The organism is Georgenia sp. (assembly GCF_054605595.1).
The window spans coordinates 1-15,611 of sequence record NZ_JBTSDU010000068.1 but is presented as its reverse complement, the minus strand read 5'-3'; the positions used below and the strand labels follow the sequence as shown (position 1 = coordinate 15,611).

The following is a 15,611-nucleotide window of genomic DNA, read 5'->3' as shown; positions in this document are numbered from 1 at the left end:
TCCACCGGTACGACCGCGCCGAGCCGAGCCCACGGGTCGCCGAGCTGCTGGAGGAGATCGAGCGGGACCCGACGGCGATCTTCTGGGGCTGACCTCGATGTTGCTCTGCTTCGATTCGAAACGGCATGACGTAGTGACTTCGGGTTCGGCCCTAGCGGCAGCCACGAGACGGTAGTGTTTAAGTCGCCGATACGGGAGCGTAAGGCCTTCCAGAGAGGTAGCGTAGCGACGTGGCATACGCACGCAGAGTCCTCGACACACAGCTCGACAGACTCCTCACCGGGCTGCCCGCCGTGGTCATCGACGGTCCCAAGGCGGTCGGCAAGACCGAGACCGCGACCCGGCGCGCCGCCACCGTCCTCGCACTCGACGACCCCACTGAACGTGTGCTCATCGAGGCGGACCGTGACCGACTATCACGCCTTCCCACCCCGATCCTGATCGACGAGTGGCAGCTGCACCCCGCCGTATGGGACCAGGTCCGCCGGGCCGTCGACGCCGGTGCCGCCCCCGGGTCCTACCTGCTCACCGGGTCTGCGACACCCACCACCGCTCCCACGCACACGGGCGCCGGCCGCATCGTCCGCCTGCGACTGCGACCGATGAGCCTGACTGAGCGCGGGCTCGTCGAACCCACCGTGTCACTCGCGGGCCTGCTCTCCGGCGCCGGACTGCCCATCGGCGGCGAGAGTCCTGTCGGTCTGGCGGAGTACGCCGAGGAGATCGTCGCGAGCGGCTTCCCCGGGCTGCGCGCCCTGCCTGCGCCTACGCGCGCAGCCGGCCTGAACGGCTATCTCGACGCCATCGTCGAGCACGACTTCGCTGAGCTGGGACATGTCGTGCGCCGACCGCGGACGCTGCGCGCATGGTTGAAGGCCTATGCGGCCGCGACGTCGACGACGGCGTCCTACAACGCGATCCTCGATGCGTCGACGGCAGGGCATGGAGACAAGCCCGCGAAGACGACGGCGATCGCGTACCGCGAGACCCTCGACCGGATGTGGCTGCTCGACACCGTCCCCGCGTGGACCGGAACGCGCTCACACATGGCTTCGCTCGGGCAGGCACCCAAGCATCACCTTGCCGACCCAGCCCTCGCGGCACGGCTCCTCGGCGTGGGCGCCGGCGCGCTGCTCGACAGCCCGAACCCGGACAGCCCACCGACCCCCCGGGACGGAACCCTCCTCGGCGCCCTGTTCGAGAGCCTCGTCACCCTGGGCGTACGGACCTACGCCGAGGCCGCTGGCGCACAGGTCAGTCACCTTCGCACCCACCGCGGCGATCACGAGGTCGACCTGATCGTCACCAGGGACGACGGACGCATGGTGGCCCTGGAGGTGAAGCTCGCGGCAGTCGCGGGCGACGAAGACGTCCGCCACCTGCACTGGCTGCGTGAACAAGTCGGTGGCGATCCCCTCGACGCCGCAGTGATCACCACAGGACCGGCTGCCTACCGCCGCCCCGACGGGATAGCGGTCATCCCGGCAGCGCTGCTCGGGCCCTGATCGCGTCGGCTCGACGCGCCACCCCCGGAGTGCCCTGATCGGCCCTAGCTTCCACACACCGCAGCTGCGAAGCTCGGGGCCATGGACCTCCGGCACGCGCGCTTCGTGCGCAGCGAGCTGGACGTCGCCGAGGGCGCCGAGCTCAGCCGCGTCGACGCGCTCGCCGACGAGCTCGCAGCCCACCTCGCCACTCAGTCACCGACCATCGACCTGGTCCACGTCCACCGCGCCCAGTCCAGCGCCGTGCAGTCGATCGTCGCGGCCATGCTCCGCGAACACCTCGGATTTCGCGAGGAGGTCATCCTGACCCCGCAGGACGGGTTCGTCACCCATGCACGACCCGACTTCGTCTACTCACTCGGCCCCGGCCGCGGGATCATCGCCGAGGTCGAGCGCGGCGGGACCACCACCAACAACCACGACCTCAAGGACCTGTGGAAGACCCACATCGCCACCGACGCCCAGCACCTGTTCCTCGTCGTGCCCAACGCCAACTGGAACGAAGCCGGCATCGCCCGCGAGCACCCGTACAACCGGGTCCTGACCCGCCTCGGCTCGTTCTTCGGAGACCCGCGACGCGAGATCGACGTCGTCAGCCTGCACGTCTTCGGGTACGGGCGAGAGGTCTGATCCGTCTGAAAGACTAGGGGCGTGGAGCTGATCCCAATGCCTGGCGGTGGAGAACTCAGGTTCGCGACGACGGACGACGGCTACGTCACGGCGATCGCCCGCTACACGCCCGATGACACGCGGGTCTGGAGGGCATCGCCTGACTTCGAAAGCAACGACGCATGGGTCGCGGCCCGGCTCGACGGCGGGTTCGTCATCGTCAGCTCATGGTCGGGCTACCACGTCACCCTCGACGCCACGACGGGGGCAGAAGTGGCACGGACATTCACGAAGTAGCCCGAGCCTCCGCGTGGGCAGTCAGCGCGGTGGCAGTTTCGGTAGCAGTGAAACGCCGTCCCGACCCCTCCATCCGACTCCATCGAAATCCAAGCACGCCGCTGACCTGCATGAACGCCCTAAGCGCACCCCACCCCCACCCCCTAGAACCACGTGGAAAGCGTGTTGGGGTAACACCCTCGGGGGTTCGAATCCGCCATCCTCCGCGTGACGAAGGGTCCGTGACCTGCCGCAACGCAGGTCACGGGCCCTCAGTGTTCACGGACGCCGAGGAACACGCTTCTCGCAAGCCGCTGACCTGCGGTTTGGTAGCAGTTCGACTTTGGTGGGATGTTGCGACTCGTCCACCACCGTCCGCGCCGCGGTCCGGTGCCGGCGGGCACACTGGTTCCCATGCTTCCCGAGCTCGACGTCCAGCGCGTCCGTCGGTGGTGCGCCGCCCGCGTGCCCGAGCACCTGCACGACAAGCTCCGCGTCGAGGTCGACGTCGCACCACGGCACCTGACGATCGTGGAGACCCGGCCCCCATGGCGCCAGGACTTCGGGCCGGAGTGGACGCGGTTCCCGATCGCACGCCTGCGCTACACGAAGACCACGGGGCTGTGGGAGATCTACTGGCGCGACCGGAACCTGACGTTCCACCGGTACGACCGCGCCGAGCCGACCCCACGGGTCGCCGAGCTGCTGGCGGAGATCGAGCGGGACCCGACGGCGATCTTCTGGGGCTGACCTCGATGTTGCTCTGCTTCGATTCGAAACGGCAGAGCGTCGCAACTTCAGGTATGGATGAGCAGACACCGGGAGTTTGCTGTGCTCCAATTAGATATGGCTGAGCGCAGCAACATCCCACGGCGAGGACCTGGCCGTCCGTCCCGCCAGGACGTCTACGACCGGCTCGACGCTGCCATCGCCGAGGTCCGTGACCGGCTCGGTGGGCTCCCCACGCCTGACCAAGCCCGGGCCATCTGGGACGAGCTGTGGGTGCACGAGGCCCACAACTCGACAGCCATCGAGGGCAACACCCTCGTGCTGCGTGAGGTCGAGCAGCTCCTGATCGAGGGCCGGGCGGTCGGTGACCGCCAGCTGGCGGACTACATGGAGGTCAAGGGCTACGCCGATGCCGCGCGGTGGGTCTACGGACAGGCTCTCGAGCCGACCATTCAGGGGCCAGACGAGCTCCTGACGCTCACCGAGGTCAGACACGTGCACCGGATGGCCATGGGGCCGGTCTGGGACGTCGCCCCCCACCCTGAGGCCACTCCGCAGGAGGCTCCGGGCAGCTTCCGAAGGCACGACATCCGCCCGTTCCCCGGGGGGATGCGGCCGCCGTCCTTCACCCTGGTCGAGCCGAGGCTCCGAGACTGGCTCGACTTCGTCAATGCGATCCCGAGAGCCGGGGGCCACCCGATGGAGCGCCTCGCCGAAGCCCACGCCGGCTTCGAGCAGGTCCACCCCTTCCTTGATGGCAACGGTCGCACGGGCCGCCTGCTCCTCAACCTGATCCTTGCCCGGCTCGGCTACGCACCCGCGATCATCCAGAAGCGCGAGCGCCCTCGGTACCTGGATGCTTTGCGGGCCGCGGATGCGGGCACCACCGGACCACTGGCCGAGCTGATCGCCCGGACGGTGCTCGACAACCTCTACCGGTTCGTCGTCCCGGCCCTCGCCGGCCCTGCCCGCCTGGTCCCGCTCGCCGCGCTCGAGACCAAGGAGATCAGCCGGATTGCGCTGCGCAATGCCGCTCAACGCGGACGCCTGCGCGCGCAGCGTGGCGACGACGGGCAGTGGCGCAGCAGCCGCACGTGGGTCGATGAGTACCTCGCATCCCGGTACACCCGTCGCTCCGAGGCCACCGATGCGAGTTGAACGGCGGCGGCTCGACGCCGTTCCCTGGTAGCAGTTTCGGTAGCAGTCAAACGCCGTCCCGACCCCTCCACCCGACTCCATCGAAATCCGGCTCTCCTGACTGATCCGTGGGTCATTTCGTCTTGGCGCGGCCGGGGAGGGGCGGGCAGTAGCCGCCGAGGGAGAGCATGGCCAGGGCGATGAGAGCCTCGGGGTTCTTGAACCCGAAGGCCTGGCGGGTGATGAGGCGGATCTTTGTGTTCGTGGACTCGATCAGTCCGTTCGAGAGGCCGTGGTCGAGGGTGGCGTCGATCGCGGCGCGGTGCTTGACGATCCGGCGTTGGAGAGCGACGAAGGCGGGGATGCGGCAGCGCCTCGCCCAGGAGATCCACCGGTCGAGTGCTTCCTTGCCCTCGGCGCCCTTGACGGCGAAGGCGTGCCGTAGGCCCTCCTTGAGCAGGTAGGCGCGGTAGAGCATCGGGTCGGTCTTGGCGACCCAGGCGAGCTTGGCCTGCTGTTTCTCGGTGAGGTTCTCGGGGTTCTTCCACAACGCGTAGCGGGCGTGCTTGAGGGCCCGGGCGTCGCCGGTGGCCCGGCCGGCGCGGCGCTGGGTCACAGCCCCACGGGCGCGGTTCCAGGCCTCGCGGCGGACCTCGTCCAGGGCGTCGGTGGCCCAGGCGACAACGTGGAAGGCGTCGGCGCAGCGCACCGCGTTCGGGCACCGCTCGGCCACCACCGCCGCGATCCAGTTGGCCGCGTCGGCGGACACGTGGGTGATCAGCGCGGACCGCTCGGGACCGAGCTCGTCGAAGAACGCCCGCAGCGTGGCCTTGTCCCGCCCGGGGGCCGCCCAGATCAGCCGCCTCGTGTCGTGATCGACCACGATCGTGAGGTAGCGGTGGCCCTTCTTGTAGGAGATCTCATCGATCCCGATCCGCCGCAAGTTCGCGTACCGGTCCACCCCGGTCAGGGCGTCGGCGGCGACCCGGGTGATGATCGCCCCGACGGTGCGCCAGGCGATGCGCATCAGCTCCGCCACTGCGGACTTCGAGCACCGCACCGTCAACCAGGCGATCTGGTCGTCGAAGGCCAGGGTGTGCCCGGCCCCGTGCCTGGCCCAGGGCACCTGCGCCACGACCACGCCGTGCTCCCGGCACCTCACCCGGGGGGCGTCGGCCTCCACGAACGCCGCCACCGTGCCCAGATCCAGCGTCCGCCACCGCCGCCGCCCGTCCCCGGCGTCATAGCCCGGGCAGCGCCGCCGGCACACCCCGCACCGCCCCCGGCCCCTGCGAGAGGTCCGAACATGGACCGTCACCACATCGTCCTCGTCGCCGATCTCGACTCGCTCGACGACCACGCCCTGCTCGACCCCGATCAGGGCACGCCATAACCTTGCGTTACGCACGCCGTTCTCCGCTCTTCAGGTAACTGACCTTCGACAGCCAGAAACCTAAGCAGAGAGCGGCGTGCGCCCGTCAACAGCGCGCCAAACCACCCACAGGTACGTCAGGAGAGCCCGAAATCCACGCACGCCGCTGACCTGCACGAACGCCCGTCCTGCACCCCGCCCCGACCTCCTCGGACGACTTGGAAAGCGTGTTGGGTGCAAGCCCTCGGGGGTTCGAATCCCCCATCCTCCGCGTGACGAAGGGCCCGTGACCTGCGGGTCCGCATGTGGCGGGCCCTTCTTCGTGGCCGACGCCGGGGACGCTGCTTCTCGCACGGTGCTGACCTGGGATTCGGTAGCAGTTCGAGTCCGGCGAGGGGTGTGCGAGGCTCACGGCCGTCCCTGCTGTTGTCGGTCGACGCGCCGCTGTTGCTCTGCTCCAATTGCCCGGGCGCCAACGCAGCAACGTCATGCGAAGACCCAGGCAGCGAGGGCCCGAGCTCAACGAGATCAGGGGATCGATCCCTTCGAAATCAGGGGTTCATCGTCCGCGAAAAAGGGAACTCACGCTCCGGTCGGAGCGCGGATCTGCCCCCAGGCCTGGTCGAGCGACGCATGCTCGGCATCGTGCTGGACCGACTCACCGACGAGCCGGTCACCCTTCCGGAGGGACCGAGAGCCGTCGGGAAGTCAACGGCGCTGCATACGCTCGCCGAACACCTCCACGGAGAGCTCATCTGACAAACCCATGGCCCTTGACACTCATCGATCTGGATGATGTCGCGACCCGCGATGCCACGCCCACGGACCCGACCGCGATGATCGCCTCCAGCGGGCTGACCCGCATCGACGAGTATCAGAACGCGCCGGCCGTGCTCGACGCGATCAAGGTGCAGCTCAACCGGTCGACACGGCCGGGCCAGTTCATCCTCACAGGGTCGGCCAGGCACGATTCCTTGCCAGTAGCCGCGCAGGCGTCGACCCCTCGGCTGCACCGCATGACGATCTACCCGCTCGCACAGAGCGAGCTCGAGGGGACGGCACCCGATCTGCTCGCTCGACTGTTCGCAGAAGCAGACCTGGCGACCACGGGACGGCTGTGGCCACCAACCGCGAGGACTACATCGCGCACCTCAATCGCGGCGGGCTCCCACTCGCCCTGGCCCGGCACACGGAGGCCGCTCGCAACCGCTGGTTCGACGACTACGTCCCCCTGACGCTCGAGCGGGACCTCCGCGAGCTGGAGTGAGGCGCGCCAGGCCTGCGCCCTGCCAGCCCTCCTCCAACGCCTGGCGGGACAGACCGCACAGGTCCTCAACGCAACGGCCGCAGCGAATGACGTCGGGATCGATCCGCACGCGGCCCGGGACTACGTCTGGCTCCTGGAGAGCGTCTTCCTGAACGACCTCCTCCCTGCCGGGGGTACGACGCTCGCCAGCCGTTCAGCCAACGCCCCCAAGCTCCACGTCCTCGACTCCGGAGTCGCCGGACGACTCCTGCGACTCGCGGAGGCTGGTCGTCACCCGCGCCGAGGCCGTCGGCGCGTGGTGATCCCGCACGAAAAGTTCCTCCGGCTGTTCGGCCCGGAGGGGTGAACGGCGGCACCCGCCGACCTGTCGAGCATCCGGGTCCGCGGGCAGCATCGGCGCAAGGTCGATCACGCCCTCTGGGAGCAGGTGCTCGGACTCGACGAGTCCGCGCGCCGGGAGTTGCGCGCGGTGATCGACGACTCCCTCGATGATGGGTATGTGTCGCCGGAGGTTGCCGCGATCATCGACCAGCGCATCGCCGAGGCCGACGCGAACCCGGGTGAGTTCCTGACGCTGGATGAGGACGAGCGCGAGGTTCGCTCGCGCCGACGTACCGCGCGACGTACCGCGTCCGCCCGGGTTGACCCAATCGACCCATTGGGCATACTCGTCTGGCGTCAGGGCGCCGTCCCCGAGCATCTGGCCCGCGCCGATCACCACGGAGAACTCCGCCAGGGCGACCCCGCCCTCCAGGTGATACTCGTCGGCCCGCGATCGGTCGGACTCCAGGTAGCGGCGGGCGTCCGCGCCGGAGCCCCGGAACAGGATGACGCCGCCCTGAGTGTGCAGGCTTACCTGGCTCTTCCGGATCAAGGGTGTAGTTGGGTGTAGCGGCAGCGCGGGTGTGGTGCTCGCGCAGACGCCTTCTCGGATGCGATGACGCCGTGTGGGCCGAGTGCGTGACGGCCGGCTACGACGCCACGGTGCGTCCGGCGTCGCGCCACTGGGGGTAGCCACCCTCGAGGCGGACGGCCTGGTAGCCGGACTCTCGTAGTCGGGTGACGGCGGTGGCGGCCATGACGCAGTAGGGACCGCGGCAGTACGCGACGACGCTGGCGTTCGGTGGGAGCTCGATCATGCGCGTAGCCAGGTCCGCGACGGGGATGTTGACGGCTCCCTCGACGTGACCGGCGTCGAACTCGCTGGGTGGTCGCACGTCGACCAGGACGACCTCTCCGGTACGGGACATCTCGTCGAACTCGCTGAACGTGACGGGCCGGGTGCCGTCGGCCTGCCGGAAGAACGCGTCAGACAGGGCGGAGACCTCGGCGATGTGCTGCTCGGCGAGAGCGACCATGGCGCGGTAGCCAGTTTCGACCGCCCGGTCCGCCAGGCGGTACACCCGGGAGGTGCCTTCCACCCGTCGGGTGACCAGGCCCGCCGAGGCGAGGATCTGCAGGTGCCGTGAGGTGTTGGCGACGGTTGCGGAGATCTGCTGAGCCAGCGAGTCCACGGACCGCTCGCCCTGCGCCAGGACGTCGAGGATCTCCACGCGCTTGGCGTGCCCGAGGGCCGCACCGATGCGGGCGAAGTGCCCGAACACCCCGTCCTTGAACTGACGCGGTTCCACGTCACCCCCTCAACTGATCCCTTGAACAGTACGCCGCGGAGGGTCCGCGGTCTGGTACGGTCAATTATTCAATGCAATGCTTGAATAGCGGACAGGAGTCACGGATGAGGAAGAACAACCTTGACCTCGGGGTGCTGGGGTCCGTCGTGGAGCGCGGCCAGTCCGACCCGGGCGTGTTCAAGATGCACAAGCGCGTCAAAGACTCCTGGAGCTTCGCCGAGGGCACCCCGGCGTACACCGCATCCATGGCCCACGGCGAGCACACGACTTCGCTGAGCGTGGACGTGGCCCCCGGCTTCGGCGGTAGCGGCCTGGCCCCGGACCCGCTGCAGTACATGCTCACCGGCCTCGGCGCCTGCTACGCAGCGACCGTGGTGACCGTCGCCGCGATGGAGGGCGTCGACCTGACCGAGCTGAGCGTGGTGGCCGAGCAAGATGTTGACGTGGCCCGCGTGTACGACATGGGCGTCGGGCCGCTGATCGAGCAGATGACCGTCACCGTCACCGTCGGCACGGATGTTTCCGACGACACCCTGGCGCGCTGGCAGCAGGCCGCGCGCGAGAAGTGCCCGTTCGTGTTCACCGTGATCAACGCGGTCCCGCTGCGCACCGTCGTCCAGCGCGCGTAACCCGCGAGCCGCGACCGTCACGAGCCCGTACACCACCCCGCCCGCGCGGTGTCGAACGGAACGCCTCAGCCCATTCGGCCTGCCCCGCCGGCGCCACGACGGCCCGAACACCGACATCCTCACCATCCCCGATCGCCTGGTCACCGCCCCGAAGGAAGCACACCCGTGAACCTCCTGATGATCATCAACGGCTCTGCCTACGGCTTGGACTCCACGTACAACGCCATCCGCCTGACCGCCTCCCTGTCCAAGCGCGAGGGCGTGGAGGTCACCGTGTTCCTCATGGGCGACGGTGTCACGGCCGCCATCCGCGGCCAGAAGACCGCGGACGGCTACTACAAGCTCGACCGCATGCTCGGCACCGTGGTCCGCAACGACGGCAAGATCCTGTGCTGCGGCACTTGCATGGACGCCCGCGGCATCCAGGAGTCCATGCTCATCGAGGGCTCTCGCCGCTCCACGATGGAGGAGCTGGCCGACCACACGTTGGCCGCTGACAAGGTCCTGGTCTTCTAGTCACTGACACTGAGGGGGTGTCGAGCATGAGCGAACAACATCCGGGGCTACAGGGTCGTCCGATGTACCTGGACTACAACGCCACCACCCCGATCGACCCGCGAGTGTTCGCGGCGATGACGCCGTACCTGACCGTCGAGTTCGGCAACCCCTCCAGTGGCCACGCCTACGGCGGGTCGGCGCACCGTGCTCTGGACCAGGCCCGTGCCGCTGTCGCGGCCCTCATCGGTGCGGCTGCATCGGAGATCGTCTTCACCGCCAGCGGCTCGGAGGCCGACGCCCTGGCCATCCGCGGCGCCGTCCTGGCCGCCCGTGCGGCCGGAACCGACCACCTGCACGTCATCACCCAGGTCACCGAGCATCCGGCCGTCCTGGCCGCCTGCCGCGACCTCGAGGTGCTGCACGGCGTGGACGTCACCTACCTGCCCGTGGACGACGCCGGGCGCGTGGATCCGGGCGCCGTGGAGGCGGCCATCACCCCCGGCACCGTCCTGGTGTCGATCATGCATGCGAACAACGAGACCGGGACCATCCAGCCGATCGCCGAGATCTCGGCCACCACCCGCGCCCGCGGGGTCCTTCTGCACATCGACGCCGCCCAGTCCGCCGGCAAGATCACCGTCGACGTCGACGACCTCGGCGTGGACCTGCTCACCGTCGTGGGGCACAAGATGTACGCACCCAAGGGCATCGCCGCCCTGTACGTACGCACGGGCGTGCCGCTGCACCCCATCGTCGCAGGCGGTGGGCAGGAGCACGGCCTGCGCGCCGGCACCGAGAACCTCGCCTACGCCGTCGGGCTCGGCCGAGCCGCCGACCTCGCCGGGCACGCTCTCGCAGGCGGCGAGACCGCACGGCTCACGGCCCTGCGCGATCAGCTCGAGCAACGGCTGCACGACCGCCTACCCGGCCGCGCGCACCTCAACGGCCACCCGACCGAACGCCTGCCCAACACTCTCAACATCCGCATCGCCGGCGCCCCGGCCCTCGCCCTCCTCGCCGAGATGCCAGCAGTCGCGGCATCGGCAGGCTCGGCATGTCACGCAGGACGCGACGAGCCGTCACCTGTGCTCACCGCGATGGGACTGCACCGACAGGACGCGCTCTGCGCCCTGCGCCTGTCGCTGGGGCGCTGGACGACGACCCGGGAGATCGAGGCGGCCGCAGCCGCCATCGCCATCGCCACACCCGGACCGTCATGACACCACCCGTCATCGCCCTTGAGGAGCGGTCGCGCAAGGCGCCTCTACCGCTGAGCCGGTGGGCGATATCGGTGTCAGTCGGCGCAGCAGGCGAGTGGTGTGATGTCCGTGGGGAAGGACTGGGCGGCGATCTTGATGCCCTCGGCCATCGTCAGGTAGGGACTCCACATGTCGGCCACCTGCTGGACGGTCATGGCGGCCTCCAGGATGTGCACACCGGCTGCGCCGATCTCAGCCATGCGAATGCGCGCCCAAGGAGACTGCGGCGGCGTCACCAGGCAGGCGTCGATCACGTCGCTGCATCGAGATCGCGCACACCCGCAAGGCTTCCCGTCGTGACGTGACCCAGGTCCGGGCCCACGGCATCTCGACGGCGGGATTCGCAGCGGTAGGAGAAGGCTCGGCCGCCTCGAGCGCCTGCGCGCTCGACCCTCGGGTCCCGCAACCTCACCAACTACCATCGCCAGATCGCTCCTGGCGACCAGCAGATTCAGACCCCAACTACGCCGTCGATTGTGAAGAGCCCGCCCTCCGCCGTCGCGCGGCGTCGGCCTGCGCGCGTTCGTGCAGGGCGCACTCGACGGTGGCGAGCACCGCGGCCGGGTCGATCTGGGTGCTGTCGACGTCGATGCCATTGGTCCACCGGACCCCGACCAATGCTGTTCGCCGAAGACCACGGCTGGGCCGGCGGTCGGATCACCTTGTCCGGGTGGGTGGCGTGGGTCAGGTGGGAACGTGTCCGGATCGTCTCTGCGCGACGGCGACCGACCGTGGGTCGTCGCGAACTCTGCGGCCCAGGCGGCGGTGACCGGGGAGATCCGCACGGTACGGGCGGAGAAGATCGTCAGCAGCGAACCATCGCTGCCGTCGACCTCGAACGCCGCGGCGACGATCCCGCTGGTGCGGACCTGCCGCACGCCGGCGCGCCCGCTGCGGGTGCGTGCCACCGAACGCTCGACGAACGCCGACGCCTGCTCGACGGCGCAGCGACGGGCGGCGGACACGGCTCGGTGGGTGGCTTCGGCACCGAGCGCCCGGGCCTCTGCGCGCCTCTCTGGCCCGGGCTCGCGTGTAGCGTCCTTCGCGTGGGAGAACTCGAGGCCGGCCTGTACGAGGCGCTTGTCACTCGCGGTCTCCAGGCGGAGCTTGACGAACTCTCCAGCGCGCTCGCTTCACGCCGTCGCTCGCTGAGCAGCGTCGATGCCGCGGACCGCATCGCTTGGCACGTGAGCAAGCAGATTGAGCGCGCGCTCCTGGATGTCGATGAGACCGAGCGCGTTGCCGTGGCGGTCAGCGTCGCGCGGGGCCTGCTCGATCGGCTCGGCGAGCTCGCCGAGGTCGATGAGAGCACGCAGCTGGTCGAGCCGGCGTCGGTGCTGAACGCGATCCTTCGACGCCGCCCGGACGGCAAGCCCGAAGAACTCGACGCTCCCGTCATCCCGCTCCTGGACACGACGCTGCTGACCAACGCCCCGGGCGAGCCGACCCTGTGGAGTCAGCTCCAGTCGGAGATCGCGTCGGCGGCCTCCATCGACCTGGTGATGGCGTTCATCCGACGAAGCGGGATGAGACCGCTACTGGACGCCCTCCGTCGGCACTGTGCGAACGGTCGGCGGCTCCGAGTCTTGACCACGACGTACACCGACTCGACGGAGCGCGAAGCACTCGATCAGCTCGCCGACCTTGGCGCCGACGTCCGCGTGTCGTATGACCTCGGCTCGACGCGTCTGCATGCCAAAGCGTGGGTCTTCCACCGCGACCCCTTCTCGACCGCCTACGTCGGATCGTCCAACCTGACTCGGTCCGCGACGGTCACCGGCCTCGAGTGGAACGTCAGGATCTCCGCCGCACGCAACCCCGATGTCATTGCGAAGTTCGGGGCGGTGTTCGAGAGCTACTGGTCGGGTGGCGACTTCGTTCCCTACGACGCGGAGCAGTTCACCGCCGAGCGACAGCGCGCGAGGCACACCGATGCCGGGCCGCAGGTCATGCTGAGCCCCCTCGAGGTCCGGCCACACCCATTCCAGTCCCGCCTGCTCGAACTGCTCGAGGTGTCGCGCGAACACGGACACCACCGAAACCTGCTCGTCTCCGCCACGGGTACCGGCAAGACCGTCATGGCGGCACTCGATTACGCGCGGCTTCGGAAGCAGCTCGGCAGGGCTCGCCTCCTCTTCATCGCCCACCGCGAGGAGATCCTCGATCAGAGTCTCGCGACGTTCCGGCATGCCCTTCGCGAGACGCAGTTCGGTGAGAAGTGGGTCGGGCAGTCGCGACCCCGGGACTTCGAGCACGTGTTCGCTTCGATCCAGAGCCTCAACGCGAACGGGCTCGCCGCACTCGACCCAGAGCACTTCGACGTCGTCATCATCGACGAGTTCCACCATGCGGCTGCCGCTTCATACGAGCGCATCCTGAACGGCCTGAGTCCCCGAGAGCTCCTCGGCCTGACAGCAACACCGGAACGCAGCGACGGCCTGCCGATCCTCCAGTGGTTCGACGACCGGATCGCGGCCGAACTACGCCTCTGGGACGCCATCGATCAGCAGCATCTCGCGCCGTTCGTCTACTTCGGGGTGCACGACGGGCTCGACCTCCGTGAGATTCCGTGGCGGCGAGGCCGCGGCTACGACGTCGACCGACTGACGAACCTCTACACCAGCTCCGACGCTTGGGCGAGAACGGTCGTCAAGGAGGTCGCCGCGCACGCAGACCTCACGACGATGCGCGCACTCGGCTTCTGCGTCAGCATCGAGCACGCCCAGTTCATGGCCGAACACTCCAATCGTCACGGCATCCCCGCGGTAGCCGTCTGGGGCGACAGTCCCCGCTCCGAGCGCACGTCGGCGCTACGCGATCTGGCGGCCGGGCGAGTGCGCATCGTCTTCTCCGTCGACCTCTTCAACGAGGGCGTCGACGTGCCCGACGTCGACACGATCCTGATGCTCCGACCCACCGAGAGCCCGACGCTGTTCCTGCAGCAGCTCGGCCGGGGCCTCCGCAAGACGTCGGACAAGGGCGCGTGCACGGTCCTCGACTTCGTCGGAACTCACCGCAGCGAGTTCCGATTCGATCGTCGCTATCGAGCCCTGCTCGGTGGCTCACGACGAGACATCGAGCACGCCGTCAGCGCCGGGTTCCCGTTCCTGCCCGCCGGCTGCCACATGCAGCTCGATCGCAAGTCGTCCGAGATAGTCCTGCGCAGCCTGCGCGAAGCGATTCCGTCGCGGTGGCCTGCGAAGGTCGAGGAGCTGCGCTCGCTTCGTCGCGACCGTGGTGATCTCGGCTTGGGCACATTCCTGGAGGAGTCCGGCCTCGACCTCGAGGACGTCTACGACGGCAACCGCTCGTGGTCCGACCTTCGTGCGGCTGCCGGTGCTCCCTGCCTTCCCGAAGGACCGAACGAGAAGACCCTCCGCCGTGCGGTCGGACGCCTGCTTCACGTCGACGACCGCACGCGCACCGAGGCATACCCGCGATTCGCAACGCAGCGCGAGCCGCCGAGAGTCTCGTCGCTGCAGGAACGCGACCGCCGACTCCTTCACATGCTGATCTCCGGCCTCGCGGACCAAGCGATGTCCAGGGGCACCACCCTGCAGCAGGCGGTCGACCTGGTCTGGGCGCACCCCCAGGTCCTGGCTGAGATCTCGGAACTGTCAGCAGTCCTCGACTCCCGGATCGACCACGTCCACGTTCCGCTGTCCACCCACCCACAGTCGCCGCTGCAGCTCCATGCCCGCTACTCCCGCATCGAGATCCTCACGGCCCTGGGCCTCGTCGACGGTGCGAAGGCATTCGCCTGGCAAAGCGGTGTCCTCGACGCCAAGGCCGCCGATGCGGATGTGCTTGCCTTCACGCTCGACAAGAGCAGCGGCGGCTTCTCGCCGACCACGCGATACCGCGACTACGCGATCAGCCCATCCCTGATCCACTGGGAGAGCCAGTCGTCGACCCGGGCGGAGAGCACCACAGGCCTGCGCTACCGGCACCACGAGCGGAACGGCCGGTCGATCCTGCTCTTCGCTCGGCTGCGGAGTGACGACCGCGCCTTCTGGTTCCTCGGCCCGGGCACGTACCGCGGTCACATCGGCGAACGGCCCATGGCGATCACCTGGGAGCTCGCTACACCGCTCCCTGGCGACCTGTATCAGGCATTCGGCGCCGCGGTCGCCTAGCCGCCGACCACTGCGGCTCGGATTCAGCGCGGGGCGATCCCGGGGGCCGGTCAACTCTTCAAAGAACGGCCGAAGGCCGAGAACCACCGCTCCACCTGAGGCAGCGCCTTGCCGACAAGGCGGACGAGGCTCCCCCGAGGTGATGCGCGTCAACCGGCTCGCCCGTTCGTCGCGCCTGCTCGGCCTTGAGCGCCCGCACGACGTCGTGGATCGAACGGGCGTCGTCATCGACCCCGGCGACCACATACGCGCGCCCCGCCGCCCGCGCGGGCCGGCCATGCACGACCGAGGTGTCGATCGCGTGGTCGTCGAGGTCGACGGCGGACGCCGGGCACCCCTTCCTCGTCGTCCTGAACGCCAGTCGGAATGCAGCAGGCATCGTCCGCGAGCGGCCCGACGCACCGGCGGCCGGCGGCCGCCCACACGTCCTGCAGTCGCGGCTCCGGCAACGGGGTTCTCAACACCCCGTTATCGGGATGTGACATTTGGGGGTGTGTGGCTCTACTGTCGGGGGTGCTCGCCGGTTGGTGGCGGGTCTCCGGGTTGTTGTTCGAGCCCTGCCG

At 68.9% G+C, this 15,611-nt stretch carries 15 protein-coding genes and 3 pseudogenes; 14 read left to right on the top strand and 4 right to left on the bottom strand.

What is annotated here, in order from left to right; translation table 11 throughout:
- The 6 genes from ACYC1Z_RS09305 to ACYC1Z_RS09280 all read left to right on the top strand — a co-directional run.
- On the top strand, nucleotides 1-92 hold a 92-nt coding region (locus ACYC1Z_RS09305), incomplete at its 5' end, for a DUF3024 domain-containing protein (protein WP_461409244.1).
- Nucleotides 93-230: 138 nt separating this feature from the next.
- Nucleotides 231-1,505 (top strand): ATP-binding protein, encoded by a 1,275-nt coding sequence (locus tag ACYC1Z_RS09300; protein WP_461409242.1) that lies wholly within the window; start codon nucleotides 231-233, stop codon nucleotides 1,503-1,505.
- An 81-nt stretch (nucleotides 1,506-1,586) separates the two neighbouring features.
- On the top strand, nucleotides 1,587-2,135 hold the full coding sequence (locus tag ACYC1Z_RS09295) for a hypothetical protein (RefSeq protein WP_461409241.1): 549 nt from the start codon (nucleotides 1,587-1,589) through the stop codon (nucleotides 2,133-2,135).
- 21 nt (nucleotides 2,136-2,156) lie between these two features.
- Nucleotides 2,157-2,411 (top strand): hypothetical protein, encoded by a 255-nt coding sequence (locus tag ACYC1Z_RS09290; protein WP_461409240.1) that lies wholly within the window; start codon nucleotides 2,157-2,159, stop codon nucleotides 2,409-2,411.
- Between the two features lie 393 nt (nucleotides 2,412-2,804).
- On the top strand, nucleotides 2,805-3,140 hold the full coding sequence (locus tag ACYC1Z_RS09285; protein ID WP_461409239.1) for a DUF3024 domain-containing protein: 336 nt from the start codon (nucleotides 2,805-2,807) through the stop codon (nucleotides 3,138-3,140).
- A gap of 96 nt (nucleotides 3,141-3,236) precedes the next feature.
- The gene (locus ACYC1Z_RS09280; RefSeq protein ID WP_461409238.1) at nucleotides 3,237-4,277 is read left to right on the top strand and encodes a Fic family protein; all 1,041 of its coding nucleotides are present in this window, start codon (nucleotides 3,237-3,239) and stop codon (nucleotides 4,275-4,277) included.
- A gap of 112 nt (nucleotides 4,278-4,389) precedes the next feature.
- Here ACYC1Z_RS09280 and ACYC1Z_RS09275 read toward each other — a convergent pair whose 3' ends face one another.
- Nucleotides 4,390-5,664: an ISL3 family transposase gene (locus ACYC1Z_RS09275; RefSeq protein ID WP_461409237.1), complete on the bottom strand. Its 1,275-nt coding sequence runs from the start codon at nucleotides 5,662-5,664 to the stop codon at nucleotides 4,390-4,392.
- Nucleotides 5,665-6,261: 597 nt separating this feature from the next.
- Between ACYC1Z_RS09275 and ACYC1Z_RS09270 the strand changes: the two genes are divergently transcribed.
- From ACYC1Z_RS09270 to ACYC1Z_RS09255, 4 genes and pseudogenes are all read left to right on the top strand, one after another.
- Nucleotides 6,262-6,387 carry a hypothetical protein gene (locus tag ACYC1Z_RS09270; protein WP_461409236.1) on the top strand — a complete coding sequence of 42 codons (126 nt, stop codon included), beginning with the start codon at nucleotides 6,262-6,264 and terminating at the stop codon, nucleotides 6,385-6,387.
- Nucleotides 6,388-6,401: 14 nt separating this feature from the next.
- A pseudogene (locus tag ACYC1Z_RS09265) lies at nucleotides 6,402-6,665 on the top strand (AAA family ATPase); the annotation flags it as partial.
- Between the two features lie 80 nt (nucleotides 6,666-6,745).
- Nucleotides 6,746-6,895: a hypothetical protein gene (locus ACYC1Z_RS09260; protein WP_461409245.1), complete on the top strand. Its 150-nt coding sequence runs from the start codon at nucleotides 6,746-6,748 to the stop codon at nucleotides 6,893-6,895.
- 19 nt (nucleotides 6,896-6,914) lie between these two features.
- Nucleotides 6,915-7,241 carry a DUF4143 domain-containing protein gene (locus ACYC1Z_RS09255; protein ID WP_461409243.1) on the top strand — a complete coding sequence of 109 codons (327 nt, stop codon included), beginning with the start codon at nucleotides 6,915-6,917 and terminating at the stop codon, nucleotides 7,239-7,241.
- A 625-nt stretch (nucleotides 7,242-7,866) separates the two neighbouring features.
- Here ACYC1Z_RS09255 and ACYC1Z_RS09250 read toward each other — a convergent pair.
- Complete coding sequence (locus ACYC1Z_RS09250) at nucleotides 7,867-8,526, bottom strand: metalloregulator ArsR/SmtB family transcription factor (RefSeq protein ID WP_461409235.1); 660 nt, start codon at nucleotides 8,524-8,526, stop codon at nucleotides 7,867-7,869.
- A 104-nt stretch (nucleotides 8,527-8,630) separates the two neighbouring features.
- On the opposite strand from ACYC1Z_RS09250, the gene ACYC1Z_RS09245 reads away from it, so the two are divergent.
- The 3 genes from ACYC1Z_RS09245 (at nucleotide 8,631) to ACYC1Z_RS09235 (ending at nucleotide 10,873) form a co-directional block, all read left to right on the top strand.
- A complete protein-coding gene (locus ACYC1Z_RS09245) occupies nucleotides 8,631-9,155 on the top strand; it encodes an OsmC family protein (RefSeq protein WP_461409234.1) in 525 nt (174 codons plus the stop codon).
- 165 nt (nucleotides 9,156-9,320) lie between these two features.
- Complete coding sequence (locus ACYC1Z_RS09240; protein WP_461409233.1) at nucleotides 9,321-9,671, top strand: DsrE/DsrF/TusD sulfur relay family protein; 351 nt, start codon at nucleotides 9,321-9,323, stop codon at nucleotides 9,669-9,671.
- 26 nt (nucleotides 9,672-9,697) lie between these two features.
- Nucleotides 9,698-10,873 carry a cysteine desulfurase family protein gene (locus tag ACYC1Z_RS09235; RefSeq protein WP_461409232.1) on the top strand — a complete coding sequence of 392 codons (1,176 nt, stop codon included), beginning with the start codon at nucleotides 9,698-9,700 and terminating at the stop codon, nucleotides 10,871-10,873.
- 74 nt (nucleotides 10,874-10,947) lie between these two features.
- Here the strand turns inward: ACYC1Z_RS09235 and ACYC1Z_RS09230 are convergent.
- Both ACYC1Z_RS09230 and ACYC1Z_RS09225 read right to left on the bottom strand, forming a co-directional pair.
- Nucleotides 10,948-11,106, bottom strand: a pseudogene (locus tag ACYC1Z_RS09230) (mercury(II) reductase); the annotation flags it as partial.
- A 651-nt stretch (nucleotides 11,107-11,757) separates the two neighbouring features.
- Nucleotides 11,758-12,012, bottom strand: a pseudogene (locus ACYC1Z_RS09225) (hypothetical protein); the annotation flags it as partial.
- Here ACYC1Z_RS09225 and ACYC1Z_RS09220 point away from each other — a divergent pair.
- A complete protein-coding gene (locus ACYC1Z_RS09220) occupies nucleotides 11,959-15,048 on the top strand; it encodes a DUF3427 domain-containing protein (protein ID WP_461409231.1) in 3,090 nt (1,029 codons plus the stop codon). The pseudogene ACYC1Z_RS09225 and the gene ACYC1Z_RS09220 sit on opposite strands and share 54 nt — an antisense overlap.
- The last annotated feature ends 563 nt before the right edge of the window (nucleotides 15,049-15,611 follow it).

Excerpts from the sequence above, each read along its gene's own strand:
- ACYC1Z_RS09270 (WP_461409236.1), top strand. The coding sequence starts at position 6,262 with ATGCTCGGCATCGTGCTGGACCGACTCACCGACGAGCCGGTCACCCTT.
- ACYC1Z_RS09280 (WP_461409238.1), top strand. The coding sequence starts at position 3,237 with ATGGCTGAGCGCAGCAACATCCCACGGCGAGGACCTGGCCGTCCGTCC.
- ACYC1Z_RS09285 (WP_461409239.1), top strand. The coding sequence starts at position 2,805 with ATGCTTCCCGAGCTCGACGTCCAGCGCGTCCGTCGGTGGTGCGCCGCC.
- ACYC1Z_RS09235 (WP_461409232.1), top strand. The coding sequence starts at position 9,698 with ATGAGCGAACAACATCCGGGGCTACAGGGTCGTCCGATGTACCTGGAC.
- ACYC1Z_RS09295 (WP_461409241.1), top strand. The coding sequence starts at position 1,587 with ATGGACCTCCGGCACGCGCGCTTCGTGCGCAGCGAGCTGGACGTCGCC.
- ACYC1Z_RS09245 (WP_461409234.1), top strand. The coding sequence starts at position 8,631 with ATGAGGAAGAACAACCTTGACCTCGGGGTGCTGGGGTCCGTCGTGGAG.